Annotated in this window: 12 protein-coding genes; 6 read left to right on the forward strand and 6 right to left on the reverse strand. The window is 63.8% G+C overall.

Annotated elements, in window-relative coordinates; genetic code table 11:
- Positions 1 to 527 precede the first annotated feature (527 nt).
- A complete protein-coding gene (locus tag BLW40_RS16785) occupies positions 528 to 1901 on the forward strand; it encodes a peptidoglycan DD-metalloendopeptidase family protein (RefSeq protein ID WP_074770694.1) in 1374 nt (457 codons plus the stop codon).
- Positions 1902 to 1904: 3 nt separating this feature from the next.
- Here BLW40_RS16785 and BLW40_RS16790 read toward each other — a convergent pair whose 3' ends face one another.
- From BLW40_RS16790 to BLW40_RS16800, 3 genes are read right to left on the reverse strand one after another with little or no spacing between them, the layout of a single operon-like run.
- Positions 1905 to 3239 carry an ATP-binding protein gene (locus BLW40_RS16790; protein WP_074770696.1) on the reverse strand — a complete coding sequence of 445 codons (1335 nt, stop codon included), beginning with the start codon at positions 3237 to 3239 and terminating at the stop codon, positions 1905 to 1907.
- Positions 3240 to 3275: 36 nt separating this feature from the next.
- Positions 3276 to 3962 carry a response regulator gene (locus BLW40_RS16795; protein ID WP_074770698.1) on the reverse strand — a complete coding sequence of 229 codons (687 nt, stop codon included), beginning with the start codon at positions 3960 to 3962 and terminating at the stop codon, positions 3276 to 3278.
- 5 nt (positions 3963 to 3967) lie between these two features.
- Positions 3968 to 4471, reverse strand: coding sequence for a MarR family winged helix-turn-helix transcriptional regulator (locus BLW40_RS16800; protein WP_074770712.1), 504 nt, complete (start codon positions 4469 to 4471; stop codon positions 3968 to 3970).
- A 428-nt stretch (positions 4472 to 4899) separates the two neighbouring features.
- Between BLW40_RS16800 and BLW40_RS16805 the strand changes: the two genes are divergently transcribed.
- Complete coding sequence (locus tag BLW40_RS16805; protein ID WP_074770700.1) at positions 4900 to 6564, forward strand: methyl-accepting chemotaxis protein; 1665 nt, start codon at positions 4900 to 4902, stop codon at positions 6562 to 6564.
- A 127-nt stretch (positions 6565 to 6691) separates the two neighbouring features.
- On the opposite strand, the gene BLW40_RS16810 is transcribed toward BLW40_RS16805, so the two are convergent.
- Entirely contained in the window at positions 6692 to 6925 is a 234-nt protein-coding gene (locus BLW40_RS16810) for a TraR/DksA C4-type zinc finger protein (protein ID WP_074770702.1), read from the reverse strand.
- Between the two features lie 344 nt (positions 6926 to 7269).
- On the opposite strand from BLW40_RS16810, the gene BLW40_RS17750 reads away from it, so the two are divergent.
- Complete coding sequence (locus tag BLW40_RS17750) at positions 7270 to 7407, forward strand: hypothetical protein (protein ID WP_170834610.1); 138 nt, start codon at positions 7270 to 7272, stop codon at positions 7405 to 7407.
- Between the two features lie 185 nt (positions 7408 to 7592).
- Here BLW40_RS17750 and BLW40_RS16815 read toward each other — a convergent pair whose 3' ends face one another.
- Positions 7593 to 8792, reverse strand: a complete 1200-nt coding sequence (locus tag BLW40_RS16815) for a hypothetical protein (RefSeq protein ID WP_074770704.1) — start codon at positions 8790 to 8792, stop codon at positions 7593 to 7595.
- A gap of 283 nt (positions 8793 to 9075) precedes the next feature.
- Here BLW40_RS16815 and metH point away from each other — a divergent pair, with 283 nt between their 5' ends.
- The 3 genes from metH to BLW40_RS16830 all read left to right on the forward strand — a co-directional run bounded on the left by metH (position 9076) and on the right by BLW40_RS16830 (position 14050).
- Positions 9076 to 12543 carry a methionine synthase gene (gene metH / locus BLW40_RS16820; protein ID WP_074770706.1) on the forward strand — a complete coding sequence of 1156 codons (3468 nt, stop codon included), beginning with the start codon at positions 9076 to 9078 and terminating at the stop codon, positions 12541 to 12543.
- A gap of 221 nt (positions 12544 to 12764) precedes the next feature.
- A complete protein-coding gene (locus BLW40_RS16825) occupies positions 12765 to 13673 on the forward strand; it encodes a SphA family protein (RefSeq protein ID WP_074770708.1) in 909 nt (302 codons plus the stop codon).
- Positions 13674 to 13762: 89 nt separating this feature from the next.
- Positions 13763 to 14050 carry a GIY-YIG nuclease family protein gene (locus BLW40_RS16830; protein ID WP_074770710.1) on the forward strand — a complete coding sequence of 96 codons (288 nt, stop codon included), beginning with the start codon at positions 13763 to 13765 and terminating at the stop codon, positions 14048 to 14050.
- 214 nt (positions 14051 to 14264) lie between these two features.
- Here the strand turns inward: BLW40_RS16830 and BLW40_RS16835 are convergent.
- Positions 14265 to 14588, reverse strand: a 324-nt coding sequence (locus tag BLW40_RS16835) for a transposase (RefSeq protein ID WP_139305644.1), incomplete at its 5' end; no start/stop codon positions are given.

A 14588-nucleotide genomic window follows, 5' to 3' on the forward strand; every position in this document is an offset into this window, starting at 1 on the left:
CTGCGCATCCCTTCCTGTCTCTTCACTTGTCAAACAGCAGGAAATCGTTGCCAATTTCCGTCCCGCTTCAGTGCGGGCCCCGCCGCAGCGGGGAGGCCGGTTTATAATCGGCCCGGCCGGCCGTGTCAATCTCTTTTTTCGCTCCGCGGCGATTTCCGTTTCCGGTCTTCGCCGCCGCCTCAGAACCACCGGCTCCGAAACAGCGAGGCGCGGTTTCTATCCCGCCCCGGTCTCCGTGTCAACTGCTTTTTTCTGCAATCCGCAGAAGCCGTTAACCCTTCAAACCCCGCCGTTTCAAACCCGAAGGTTCGTCCCGGCGAGGCGCGGTTTATAGGCCCCACACCCAACCCCGTCAACCTTAATTCGGCGGCGATCTGCATTTTTCTGATCTTATTTAAGAGTCGATCGTTTTCCGTGCCGCCATGGCACAGTCAAGCGGAAACGCAGGCCATTTAGGGTTGCCTTGAGGGCGGCGGGGCTGCGATAACCCGCGACAGTTCTGTAAACGGCAAAAGTGATCCTCTCCCTTGGCCGGCCATATCACTGCCAAACTGAAACGCAGCCTGAAGGCTTTCGCGGTTGTCGGCCTGGTGGGAGCGGTCGCGGTCTTCCTGGCCCGCCCGTTCGTCCCGTTCGGCGGCGACGAAGGCCCGTTGGACACCACGCCCCCCGCCTATGTCGATCTTGAAGCCGAGGGACGTACCCTCGCGATCCCTGAAAGCGGCGATGGCGAGAGTGAAGACATTGCCCGCCGCCCGGTCGAGTCGGTGTTGCAGATCGGATCGGGCGAGATGCTGACCGAGGTGTTGTCCCGCGCCGGGATCGCCGCCAGCGAGGCCGCCCAAGCCGCCCAGACACTGTTCACCCGGATCGACCCGCGCACGCTGAAAGCGGGGCAGAAGGTTACCGTCACCTTTGCCCCGTCTCCGTATGGCTTTGGCCGCGGCCCGTTCCGTCAAGTCAGCCTAGCCGCCGATCCGGTGCGAGACGTTGCCGCCCGCTGGACCGGCTCGGATTTCGAAGCAATCGAGACCCATCGTCAGGTCACCCGTCAGGTCGCTCATTATCGTGGGACGATCAAATCGAGCCTGTACGAATCGGCGGGAAGCGCGGGCGTGCCGGTGCCGGTGATCCTGGCGATGATCAAGGTGCTCAGCTATGACGTCGATTTCCAGCGCGACATCCAGCCGGGTGACACCTTCGACGTTCTGTTCGAGGGCTGGTACGACACCAAGGGCAAGCTGGTCCGCGCTGGCGACCTGCTCCATGCCGGACTGGAGCTGTCCGGGTCCGAGATCAGCCTGTACCGTTACGAAGACCCCCAGGGCCAGAGCGACTATTTCACCGCCAACGGCGAGAACGTGAAGAAGGCGCTGCTGAAGACTCCGGTTGATGGTGCCAAGATCACCTCGGGCTTCGGGATGCGCAATCACCCGATCCTCGGCTACAGCAAGATGCACAAGGGGATCGATTTCGGCGTCCCCCCCGGCACGCCGATCCAGGCCGCCGGCGACGGCACCGTCGAGATGGCCGGTCCGTTCGGGGCCTATGGCAATTACGTCCGACTGCGCCACGGCAACGGCTATGGCACCGCCTACGCCCATATGAGCCGGATCGCCCAGGGCATCCATACCGGCCGCCATGTCAGCCAAGGGCAGATCATCGGCTATGTCGGCGCGACTGGCCGCGCCACCGGCCCGCACCTTCATTATGAAGTGCTGGTCGGCAACACCCAGGTCAACCCGATGAGCATCAAGGTTCCGACCGGCATCCGCCTCGCCGGACGCGAACTGGAACGCTATCAGCGCCATCGCCACCAGATGGATCAGATGATGGACTCGATTCCGTCGGCGACCCATATCGGGATCGGTGCCGCCCGTCTCGGCCGCCTGAGCAACTAGCCCTTACAGCGGCAGGCGAAGCCGCACCCGCAGGCCACCCAGCGGCGAATCCTCCAGCTTGATCTCGCCGCCATGGGCGCGGACGATGTCGCGGGCGATCGTCAGTCCCAGCCCGACCCCGCCGACGGCGGCGGCGCGGGCGGGATCGAGCCGGGTGAACGGACGGAACACCTCGTCGCGGCTTTCGGGCGGAATGCCGGGGCCGTCATCATCGACCAGGATTTCGGCGGCCCCCTGGCGACGACCGACCCGGACCCAGACATGGCCACCCGAGCGGCCGTGGCGGATCGCGTTGCCGATCAGGTTGGCCAGCACCCGGCTGAGCGCGACCGGGCGCAGCGGCATGGTCAGATCGCCCTCGCTGTGCAGGTCGATCACCGCCCCCTGGCGGCGGAAGCGCCCGGCGACGTCCTCGACCAGGGCGGGCAGGTCGGTCTCGACCGGTGCCTCGGTCCCCTCGCCGCGGGCGAAGGCCAGATAGCCCTCGATCATCCGCTCCATCTCGGCCAGATCCTCGTCCAGCTCGGCACGGCCGTCGAGATCGCCCATCATCGCCAGTTGCAACTTCATCCGGGTCAGCGGCGTGCGCAGATCGTGCGACACCCCGGCCAGCATCTCGGTGCGCTGCTGAATCTGGCGCTGGATCCGTTCGCGCATCAGGTTGAAGGCCTGAGCCGCCTGACGGACCTCCGACGCCCCTTCGGGCTTGAAGCCCAGAACGTCCTGGCCCTTGCCGAAGCGGTCGGCGGCCACCGCCAGCTTGCGGACGCTGCGGACCTGATTGCGCATGAACACCGTGGCAATGCCGAACAGCAGCATCGCCGTTCCCAGCATCCACAGGATGAAGACATAGGTGGTAGAGGTGAACAGCCGCTTCTTGGGGGCATAGATCTCCAGCAGCCCGTCGGACAATTGGACCAGGATCACCACTTCGCGCTCAAGCGAGTCGGCATCCATCCGAAAGGGGCGTTGAACCCGCTCGCCCATCGCTTCGTTCATCGCCCGCTCGAGAAAGCTGGCCGGAGGCGGCACCGGCTGATTGGGCAAGATGCCATCGGGGGTGAAGCGGATATCCAGTTCCATCTTCTCGGCGGCGATCGCCAGCACGATGCGGCGGGATTCCGGATCGGGGAAGGCCCGCATCGATTCGATCACCGCGCCGATATCGCCCGCCAGACCTTTCGCCAGCCGCCTTGCCACCGTCTCCCAATGGCTGGCGTAGAAGACATAGGCCGACACCAGCTGTAGCACGACCAACGGCATCACGATGATCAGCAGCGAGCGCCCCAGCAACCCGTGGGGCAACGCTTCCTTCAACCACATGCCGGGCCGCATCATCGCGTATTCCCATCTTTATATATAGAGTGCGCCGCGTCAGTCGGGCCGGAGCATATAGCCGGTGCCGCGCACGGTCTGGAGATAGCGCGGCAGGCGCGGATCATCCTCGATCTTCTTGCGCAGACGGGTGACCTGGACATCGACGGCGCGGGGGTTGGCGGCGCTGCCAGTCCGTGCCGCCAGCTCGTCGCGCGACACCCCCTGCCCAGCGGTCTCGGCCAGCACCGCCAGCAGGTCGCGCTCGGCCTGGGTCAGGTGGACCGGCTGATCGCCCCGGCGCAGTTCGGCCCGGGCGATGTCCCAGGTAAACGGCCCCAGCCGTAGCGTGGTGAGCGCGGGTTCGGCATCGTCGCGGGGAGCCCGGCGCAGGATCGAGCCGACCCGCAGCAGCAATTCGCGCGGCTCGAACGGTTTCGACAGATAATCGTCGGCCCCGGCTTCCAGACCGCGAATGCGGTCATCGACCTCGCCCCGCGCCGTCAGCAGCAGGATCGGCACCCGGTCGCCCCCCGCGCGCAAGGATCGGGTCAGGCTCATCCCGTCCTCGCCCGGCATCATCACGTCCAGCACGATGAGATCGAAGGCCAGCCCGGCCATCCGCGCCCGCGCCTCGGCGGCATCGGCGGCGGTGACGACCAGATAGCCGTTCTCGGACAGATATTTGCCCAGCAGATCGCGCAGGCGGCGGTCGTCATCGACCACCAGGACATGTCCGCCTTCCATCGCCGTCAGCCGCCTCCGTTCGCCGCGGGCCGCCGGGTGAAGCGGCCGCGGTCGCTGTCTTGCACCAGTCCCAGCAGCACCTGCCGGAAGCCCTCGACCGCCTGCGGACCGGCCCCGGCACAGGCCCGGGCAATCGATTCGGTCTGTCGTCCGGTCAGCCGACGTTCCAGCGCCACTCCCTTCCCGGTCAGTTCGAGCAGGCGTTGGCGACGGTCGCGGGGGCCGGGGCGCTGGATGATAAAACCTTCCAGCACCAATTGACCCAGCACCCGCCCCAGACTTTGCTTGGTGATCCGCAAGATGTCGAGAAGATCGCTGACGGTAATCCCAGCATTACGACCGACGAAATAGATTACCCGGTGATGCGCCCGGCCAAAGCCGTATTCGGCCAGGACCGCGTCGGCCTCGGCGGTGAAGTCTCGATAGGCGAAAAACAGCAATTCGATGCTCTGCCGCAGGTCCTCCTCGCCGGGAGGAGCGGACGCGGCCTGAATTGTTTGGTCAGTCATGTTGACATATTTGCCTAACGTCATTCCACGATGCAAGCAAGATCGGTAACTTTCGATCCCAAAATCGCCTCATTGCGACCTGAACAGACAAATCGATGCGGTTTGGGGTTCGACCGGCTCTGTCGCCGACAGCCACACTTCTGCGTTCAATAAGTTAGTATACATTCTCGCATGGGAAGCTAGACCGAATGATTGTTGACGACGACCCGACCCCTGGCCCTACCGGACGTTTTCGCCCCGACACCCCCGGTTCAGGCTGAGTTTCCCCTGCCTTTGGGTTCGCCGGTATTTCTTTTTCGACCCTTTCGGAATAGAGTTTTTTACGGAATCGATAATTCTTGACCCGAGTCGGCCCCTAGGCCCGAATCGGAAGGGGTGACGTATTCGTGGCCAGATTTTGGCACCATCTCCGGCTTTCGAGCCGGTTTATGGCGATCGTCGGATTCGGCGTCGCCATTCTGATCGTTGGCATCGTGTTGACCATCGCGCGTTTCGAATCGTCCGAGACCGAGCGCGAATTGCACATGCTGTCCGCCAACGAGATGACCTCGCTGCATGCGCTGATCGTCAACGTGATGGCGAAGCGTCCCGAGGATTCCGATAATATCGGCATCACCGTTTTCAACAATTGGTTCGACAGCCGTAACGTCCACTATCCCGGCAAGGTCTGGAGCGCGTGGGGCCCCAAGGTCGTCGAGTACATGAAAGACGCCGAGCCCAACCGCGCCCCCAAATTGCCGCGCGACGCCGTCGATCGCGAAGCCTTTGAAACCAAGCAGCCGGTCGGCCGCTTTGTCGATGGCTTCTACCGCTATTCCCTGCCGATCGTACTGGGGGTCACCGATGGTGCCAATCAGGAAGTCTGTCACGCCTGTCACGGCGGCATGGGGATCGTCGATGGCGAGGTGATCGCGGTGCTGTCGAGCTCGCTGTCCACCGCCGAATCCGACGCCCGCCTCCACCAGATCCTGATCTGGCTGGTCGTGGGCGGCATCGCCGCCACCATCCTGGCCGTGATCGGGGTGCGCTGGAGCCTCAACAGCATCATCGCCAACCCGATCGAAGACATGACCACGCGGATGAACACCCTGGCCAAGGGCGACGTTTCGGTCGATGTCCCCGCGCTGGACCGCCAGGACGAGGTCGGCGACATCGCCCGCGCGGTACAGGTGTTCAAGGACAACGCCATCGCCAAGCAGCAGATGGAGGCCGACGCCCAGCACCACGCCCGCGCCCGCGACGAACGGATGCGGCAACTGGAAAATCTGATCGCCAATTTCGACAAGGCCGTCACCGCCGTCCTCGATTCGGTGTCAGACGCGGCGCAGCGCATGACCGCCTCGGCCCGGGGCATGGTCGCCTCGGCCGACCGCGCCTTGACCAGCGCCAACGCCGCCGCCGGTCAGGCGATCGACGCCAACCAGAATGTCCGGATGGTCGCCTCGGCCGCAGAGGAATTGTCGGCCTCGATCCATGAGATCGCTCAGCAGGTCGGGATGTCCAACAAGGTCGCCGCCTCGGCCACTCAGGAAGCCAGCGACGTCAACGGACGGGTCCAGGGGCTGGCCGGAGCCGCCGAGAAAATCGGCGAGATCATCGAGATGATTACCGGCATCGCCGAACAGACCAACCTGTTGGCGCTGAACGCCACCGTCGAGGCGGCTCGCGCCGGCGAAGCGGGTAAGGGCTTCGCCGTCGTCGCCTCGGAAGTCAAGAACCTCGCCCGCCAGACCGTCGGTGCCACCGAGGACATCTCGGCCCAGGTCACCACGATCCAGCAGGAAACCGACAAGACCGTCCGCGCCATCCGCGGGATCACCAGCACCATTTCTTCGATGGACGGCATCACCACCACGATTGCCGCCGCGATCGAGGAACAGGGTGCCGCCACCCAGGAAATCGCCCGCAACATCGACCACGCCGCGTCGGGAACCAATTTCGTTTCCGAGACCATCGGCGCGGTGTCGCAGACGATCCAGGAAACCGACCGCGCCGCCAAGGAAGTCCTCGACGCCGTCGAAGCGCTGCAACGTCAATCGACCGTCCTGCGGACCGAGGTCGACCGCTTCCTCGCCTCGATCACCGAGGCCTGAACCGCCGATCGACGAACCGAACCACCGCCGCCGGGTATTTCCCGGCGGCGGTTTTCGTTTCCATCCCTGAGCTATCGAGCTATCGCCTTACCCCCCGGACCGAACCGGGGCTCTGACCGCCCGCCGTTCAGTCGAGCGGTCCGCAGCGGCGGCGGCGCAGGCGGCTGGCTTCCTCCTCGGCGGCGCACCCGGCGCACAGACGAGCGCGGGGATTGGCCCGCAGCCGTTCGGGTTCGATCGTGTCCTGGCAGGATTGGCAGACGCCGGAGGAGATCGGCCCGGCCATTCGTCCCAGCACGGCTTTCAGTGCCGCACCTGTAAAAACCTCTGAGCGTTCGGTGGCGCAATCAATGTCGTCCAAGACAGGCCCTCCTCGTCACGCGGATAGGTCATTGTTGGCAGGTCGGACGCCCGGAATAAAATGAAGAGTTGATTGCGTTTTTCCAGAGAGACGTCCGACCGGTTCGATTCGTCTTCTTGCGAGGTTTCCCCCCGTCCCATCCGAGCTTGGCCCGGCGACCGTCACCGACCCGGCATTCGGGCCGGAGCATCATCCCTCCGGATAATCCACGCCTCACCGAATACAACTTTTTCATTCTGTTTATTATTCGTTCATCCGTCTCGCCAACGGCATTCACACCCTTCGTCTATATTACCAATCAGTCCGAAGGTATGCGGTTGATAGGCCGCTCAGGGGAGGCGATCATGACGTTCAATCTCGCTCAGTTCCGCGCCGAGTTCGCCAGGAAGATGGCCAAAATCTCCGCTTACATCGAAGAACTCGAGACCGTTTCGACCGAACTCCACTCCCGCGTCGCCGGATTTAACAGCCGGGCTCTCTGATGCGGCGCGGAGGGCACACCAGCGGTGCCATCGCCATTCCCTCCGGGCGATCGTGTCAGGATGAGCCATCCCCCCGGCCCCCGACCGGCACCCTTCGCCACCGCGCCTCTGTGGCCCCTGGCCGACACCGGGTTCCCCCCAACCCCCGTCGGCCAGGGTGCCTTCTTCTCCTTTTCCTCGGTCTTTTATCCGGTGATCGCGGCGGGCGATGCCTGCGAGCGCCCCATCGCGTCAAGCGCCCGAACCAGATCGGGATGCGCTTTCAGCAAGGTTTCGCCGCTGGCTTCGACGCCCCCGACATAGGCGGTGCTGAGAACGGCGGTGTAAAGGCGGCTCATCTCGCCCAGGGTCGGCGGCGGCGAGGGCAGCAGATCAAGCCGTTCCCCCAGCTTTCGCACCGCGTGGCCGCGCCCTTCCTGGCAGAAATCCTGTTTGAAGCGCTGTTCGCCCAAGGTGACGAACGCAACCATCAAGAACACGGTGAACCGGCGGATATCGTTTCCCAACACCGGCAGCAACGCCCGGATCACTTCGGAATGAACAGCGGAGACCTGGGCGACGACGCGGCGCAGACGCTCGGTCTCGGTCTGGGGAAACAGACGGGCCAGGTCCATCTGCTGGACCACCCGCCACAGAATTTCGGAATCGATCGCGTCACGCCCCTGGACCAACAGGCGGCGGGCATTGTCGAGCAGCAGCGGCGGACGGCCGTCGCGGGGCGTCACCCCCGGCGCCGACAAGGCGCGCAGTTCGGCAACCTCGCGGATGTCAAGCAAACGCGCCCCCAGATCGGTGACCTGAGTCGGGGTCATCGGCGCGTAATGGGGGATCAGCGGAACCTGCCAGTCGAAGCGGAGATAGGAGCGGATGGCGCGATAGAGCAGGTCCGAGCGGGACAGCGTGCGCGGGGGGGCCTTGGCCTGCGGAGGCCGGGCCAGACCCAAAGCGATCGCCAGACGCTTGAACGCGGGCGGTTGCGGGCGAGGCGGCCCCAGGCGGACCCGGCTATCGAGACGCTGGCGGAAATGGCGGCGCGCCGACGCCCGCACCACCAGGGCGACAGCATCGCCCAGCGTCTTGCCGCAAGACAGCATGGTCTGATCCGACGTCGCCGGGCGGCGCTCGGTATCGACGACGACCTCGCAGAACAAATCGGGACGGGTCCGAAACAGCCGGAAGCACTCGTCGAGCATCCGGGGATCGTTCATCACCACATCATAGGCGGCCCCGCGCGGCAGCGTCCGCAGATTGGGAATCTCGCGCCGCATCACCTCAATCACGCCGCCCTCAAGCCCGGCCTTCACCGCCGCGATCGACGGGTCGGAGACGTTGTCCGCCTCCTTTGCCCGACGGGAAGACGCGGGGGAGGTCGATCCCAAAGCCATGACGTCCTCCTTTAAGACTGCCACACACGAACGAAGTGTGGATTATCTCCCCATCTTTACTTGCATTCAATAGCGTTATTGCTTGCAACTCCAAGACTAATTGTCATAATTACAGCAATGTTCCGCCTTAATTGGCCGGATAATTTCATAAAATTGCGCGGACCGACTCCGATCGTCCGCTTCGGAGCCGCCCCGAGATCGTCTCCCCCGGTCGCACCCATCGTGACAGAATGGCGTTTTCACGCTAAAACCCACGGACCCATCCCAAAGGAATGATCCGTCGATGAGCCGCATTCTCGACCATTTGTCCCAGTCCGTCCTTCTGTGCGACGGCGGTACCGGCGCCCTCGTCCAGGCGATGAATCTGTCGGTGGAGCAGGATTTCCTGGGTCTGGAGAATTGTACCGAGATTCTGGTCGAGTCCCGTCCCGACGTGATTCGCGGCATTCACGCCCGCTATTTCGCCGCCGGGGCCGACATGGTCGAGGCCGACACCTTTGGCGCCAGCCCGATCACCCTGGCCGAATTCGGCATCGCCGACCGCGCCTTCGACCTTAACAAGCGGGCGATTGAACTGGCCCACGAAGCCGCCGAGCAGTTCGCCGACGGGCGGCGCCGCTATGTGCTGGGAGCAATCGGGCCGGGCACCAAGCTGCCGTCGCTTGGCCATATCGGCTATGACGCGCTGGAAGCCGCCTATCTGGTCCAGGCCCGCGGCATGGTCGCGGGTGGAGTCGATGCCTTTCTGGTCGAGACCTGCCAGGACCCGTTGCAGATCAAGGCGGCGGTCAATGGCTGCAAGCTGGCGCTGGCCGAAACCGGGGGGAATGCGCCGATCTTCGTCCAGGTGACGGTCGAGACCACCGGAACCCTGCTGGTCGGCGCCGACATCGCCGCCGCCGCGACGGTGGTCCAGTCGCTGGGGGTGCCGCTGATCGGGATGAACTGCGCCGCCGGGCCGCAGGAAATGGCCGAGCATTTCAAATGGCTGGTCGATAACTGGCCCGGCTTCCTGTCGATCCAGCCCAATGCCGGGCTGCCCGAACTGATCGACGGCCACACGCATTATCCGCTGCTGCCCGACGAACTGGCGGTGTGGCACGAACGCTTCGTCGGAATGGGCGCCAACCTGATCGGCGGCTGCTGCGGCACCACCCCCGACCATATCGGCGCCACCGACGCGATGTTGCGCCGGATCGGCGCGGGCTCACGCCCGGCCCCGGTCAAACGGCTGGTCCATTGGGTTCCGTCGGTCGCCTCTCTCTACACCCAGGTTCCGCTGCGCCAGGAAAACGCCTTCCTGTCGATTGGCGAGCGCTGCAACGCCAACGGCTCGAAGAAGTTCCGCGACCTTCAGGATGCCGAGGATTGGGACGGCATCACCGCCACCGCCCGCGAGCAGGTCAAGGAAGGCAACCACACGCTCGACGTCTGCACCGCCTTTGTCGGCCGCGACGAAGTCCGCGACATGACCGAAGTGGTGTCACGCCTGCGCGGGGCGGTCACCACCCCGCTGGTGATCGATTCGACCGAACTGCCGGTGCTGGAAGCCGGGCTGAAGCTGTATGGCGGCAAGGCGATCCTGAACTCGATCAATTTCGAGAACGGCGAAGAGGATGCGGCGGCGCGGCTGAAGCTGGCCCGTACATTCGGGGCCGCAATCGTCGCGCTCACCATCGACGAAGCCGGGATGGCCAAGGATTGCGAGTCCAAGCTGCGGATTGCGCGGCGGCTGTACGATTTCGCGGTCAACCGGCACGGCCTGCCCGCCTCGGACCTGTTGTTCGATCCGCTGACCTTCACAATTTGTACCGGCGTCATCGACGACCGCAAGCTGGCAATCGAGACGCTGGACGCAATCGAGCGGATCGCGACCGAGATGCCCGAATGCGGCATCATCCTCGGCCTGTCGAACATCTCGTTCGGGCTGAAACCGGCGGCGCGTCAGGTGCTGAACTCGGTCTTCATTGATCTGGCGATCAAGCGCGGCATGACCGGGGCGATCGTCCATGTCTCGAAGATTTTGCCGCTGCACACCCTGCCCGCCGACGAGGTCCAGGCCGCCGAGGATCTGATCCTCGACCGCGACCCCGAGGCGCTGTCGCGCTTCATCGCCTTGTTCGGCGACCGCACCGTCGCCGAGGTGAAAAAGGAACGCGCCGCGACGCCCGAGGAGCGGTTGAAGCAACGGATCATCGACGGCGACCGCACCGGGCTCGACGACGATCTGCTCGCCGCGATCGAGGCGGGCTGGCAGCCGCTCGACATCATCAACCAGCTTCTGCTCGACGGGATGAAGGTGGTGGGCGAATTGTTCGGCTCGGGCAAGATGCAGCTTCCCTTCGTGCTGCAATCGGCCGAAACGATGAAGGCCGCCGTCGCCTTCCTCGAACCCCGGATGGAAAAGGCCGACGGTCAGCAAAAGGCGACGATCGTGCTGGCCACCGTCAAGGGCGACGTCCACGACATCGGCAAAAACCTTGTCGATATCATCCTGACCAACAACGGCTATCGTGTCGTCAATCTAGGGATCAAGCAGCCGGTCGCCGAGATCATCAAGGCCGCCCGTGAGCACAAAGCCGACGCCGTCGGCATGTCCGGCCTGCTGGTCAAATCGACCGTGATCATGCGCGAGAACCTGGAAGAGATGAGCCGCGAGGGGCTGGGGGTTCCGGTTCTGCTGGGGGGCGCGGCGCTGACCCGCAAATATGTCGAGGAAGCCTGCCACGAAGCCTATGACAGCGGCCGGGTCGCCTATGCCCGCGACGCGTTCGACGGGTTGAACCTGATGGCGAAGGTGGTCGATAACAGCTTCGACACCCACGTCAAGGCCCGGCTCGACGCCCCGCACCGCCCCGGCCCGGCCCAGCCGAAAGCGGGCGAGATGCTGCCCGCGACCCGCCCGATCGATTGGGACGCAATCACCCTGCGCCAGACCGAGTTGCACCGCGACATCGCGCCGCCGACCCCGCCGTTCTGGGGGGCACGGCTGATCGAGTCGGTACCGCTGCCTAATCTGGTTCCGTTCCTCAACGAAACGACGCTGTACCAGTTCCATTGGGGCTATCGCAAACAGGGCCGCACCATCGACGATTTCCGCGCCTGGGCGCACAAGGAATTGCGGCCGATGGCGCTGGGGCTGCTGAAGCGCTGCGCCGACGAGAAGATTCTGCTGCCCCAGGCGGTCTACGGCTATTGGAAGGCGGCCAGCGACGGCGACACCGTCGTCCTGTTCGCCGAAGACGGCACCACCGAGGTCGCCCGCTTCGCCTTCCCCCGTCAGGCCAAGGAAAGCGGGCTGTCGATCGCCGATTTCTTCCGTCCGATCACCGACCCGGTCCGCGACGTGATCGGCCTTCAGGCGGTGACGGTCGGGCGCAATGCCAGCGACACGGCGCGGCGCTGGTTCGAGGCCGACAAGTATCAGGATTACCTCTATCTGCATGGCCTGTCGGTCGAGATCGCCGAGGCGCTGGCCGAATATGTCCACAAGCGGATTCGGGCCGAACTGGGCTTTGCCGCCGAAGATGCCGCCACGACCGATCAATTGTTAAAGCAGGGCTATCGCGGCTCGCGCTTCTCGTTCGGCTATCCCGCCTGCCCCTACATCGAGGATCAAGCCTCGATCCTGTCGCTGCTGGGGGCCGAGCGGATCGGAATCACTCTGTCGGAAGAGTTCCAGCTGGAACCCGAACAATCGACTTCGGCCATCGTCAGCCTGCATCCCCAGGCCAAATATTTCGTGCTGTAGACGAGAGGGTCTCCGCGCTGTTGCCCAAATGTGACAGCCCGGTCAATTAGGGAGATATACCTATCTTCGTCATGGATTTCCGCATCACCGCCCCGTACAACCCTGTGTGATCGGCGCGGGCTCCGCTACTTCGTGGGGACGAAGGGAGCCCGCCACGGTCTGCGTTTCATCCCCGGGGGGGGACCGAACCCGTCGCGGTTCGGTTGCAAGGGAGTTCATTGATGAAGACCAAGGCATGTGCAGCGGTGCTGGCGATGGGGGTCGCGACCGCGGCCGGATCGGTGAGCGCGACCGAATTGTGGGACCCGCATCTGCGCGGGGTTGAAAGCGGCCTCGCCGCTGGAGCATTGCCGCCCGAGGGCGTCTATTTCATGCTCAACAACTACTTCGCCACCTTCAAGCAATACACGCCGGGCGATACCAAAAGCGGGATGAAGCTCGACGCGATCGTCGAGGTGCCGATCCTGTTGTGGAACACCGGAATCAAGGTGCTGGGGGCCGATTACGCCGTCGCCATCGCCCAGCCGTTCGACCACACCGAGATCGCGATCGAGGGCAACAGCGCGATCGAGGGCAACGGCCATTGGGGCCGCTTCAACACCTATCTGGTTCCGGTGATCCTGTCCTGGGCGCTGCCCTACGACCTGCATGTCAAAGGCAGCTTCGGCGTCTGGCTCGACAATGCCAGTTCCTCGCCCGGCGACGAACCGTCGCGCGGCGGCGTCGGCGCGGGCAACGGCTTCACCACCTTCGAACCCGGCCTGGGGATCAGCTGGCTGCATGACGGCTGGAACGTCAGTGCCCAGATCTATTACGACACCAGCACCCGCAACGACAAAACCGGCTATCAGTCGGGCGATCAGATCGCGGTCGATTACACCTTTACCAAGACCATCGACCAATGGACATTCGGCATGGGCGCGTTCCAGCTCAACCAGTTGGAAAAAGACACCGCCCGGAACGGGAGCAAGGTGTCGGGCTCGGTCTCGCAATCCTATGGCCTGGGCCCGATCCTCGGCTACGATTTCGGCCCGGTCAGCCTCCAGGCGACCTACAACCATTATCTGCTGACCCGCAACGATGTCGGCGACAATGTCCTGAACATCCGCGCCGTCGCGCCGCTGTATTAAATCGCCTTTTATAACCGTCACCCCCGGGCTTGACCCCGGGGGTCTTCATCTCCGTTGCCGTCTCTTCGTGATTGGGGAACACTCCCTCCATGCTGGGAGGATGGGTTTACATCATGACGAACCGGCCCGACGGGACGCTCTATATCGGCGTCACGAGCGATTTGCCGCGCCGTATATGGGAGCATCGGGAAGGCGTGATCGACGGCTTTACCAAACGGTACGGCCTGAAACGGCTGGTCTATGTCGAGCGCTATGACGACATTGCGACCGCGCTTCAGCGCGAGAAGAATCTGAAACATTGGTCGAGAGCCTGGAAAGTTGCCTTGATTTTAAAGGCAAACCCTCATTGGAACGATCTCTACGAACAGCTGATGTAATGGGCCGATGGCCGGGTCAAGCCCGGCCAGGACGGAAGTGGAGGCGTCTTTGTCACCTCTCTCCGATATCGTCTTTTATAACCGTCACCCCCGGGCTTGACCCGGGGGCCGGCCAGGACGGAAGTGGAGGCGTCTTTGTCAGGTCTCTCCGATATCGCCCTTTGAGGCCGTCACCCCCGGGCTTGACCCACTGCTGTCCGGTTAAACGTCACGGTCATAGCAGCACCATCTGATTGGGGTCGATTCTTGGTTGAGGATCTCCCCCGATCAGTCGGTCGATGCGCTTTCGGTGCATGAGATTGGCGCGAACGAGCCGGGCAAAGGCGAGCGGGCTTTGGATGGTTTTCTGGGTGGCCTGGGCCATTCGGAGCAAGAGGAAGGCGATCAGGGCGACGGCGATCTGGATTCGAACGGCATTCTCGCTGTTTCCGAGGAAATGGCGGATTTTCAGGGTCTGCTTGACCCATCGGAAGAACAGTTCGATGGCCCAGCGCCGTTTGTAGAGATCGGCGATCTCCTGGGCGGTGGCATCCAGATC

The sequence above is a fragment of the Magnetospirillum fulvum genome (assembly GCF_900108475.1).
In the GTDB taxonomy this organism is placed as follows: domain Bacteria; phylum Pseudomonadota; class Alphaproteobacteria; order Rhodospirillales; family Magnetospirillaceae; genus Phaeospirillum; species Phaeospirillum fulvum_A.

Coding starts and splice junctions, on each gene's coding strand:
- BLW40_RS16790 (WP_074770696.1), bottom strand. CDS start 3,239: ATGATGCGGCCCGGCATGTGGTTGAAGGAAGCGTTGCCCCACGGGTTG.
- BLW40_RS16795 (WP_074770698.1), bottom strand. CDS start 3,962: ATGGAAGGCGGACATGTCCTGGTGGTCGATGACGACCGCCGCCTGCGC.
- BLW40_RS16800 (WP_074770712.1), bottom strand. CDS start 4,471: ATGACTGACCAAACAATTCAGGCCGCGTCCGCTCCTCCCGGCGAGGAG.
- BLW40_RS16805 (WP_074770700.1), top strand. CDS start 4,900: ATGGCGATCGTCGGATTCGGCGTCGCCATTCTGATCGTTGGCATCGTG.
- BLW40_RS17750 (WP_170834610.1), top strand. CDS start 7,270: ATGACGTTCAATCTCGCTCAGTTCCGCGCCGAGTTCGCCAGGAAGATG.
- BLW40_RS16815 (WP_074770704.1), bottom strand. CDS start 8,792: ATGGCTTTGGGATCGACCTCCCCCGCGTCTTCCCGTCGGGCAAAGGAG.
- metH (WP_074770706.1), top strand. CDS start 9,076: ATGAGCCGCATTCTCGACCATTTGTCCCAGTCCGTCCTTCTGTGCGAC.
- BLW40_RS16825 (WP_074770708.1), top strand. CDS start 12,765: ATGAAGACCAAGGCATGTGCAGCGGTGCTGGCGATGGGGGTCGCGACC.
- BLW40_RS16830 (WP_074770710.1), top strand. CDS start 13,763: ATGCTGGGAGGATGGGTTTACATCATGACGAACCGGCCCGACGGGACG.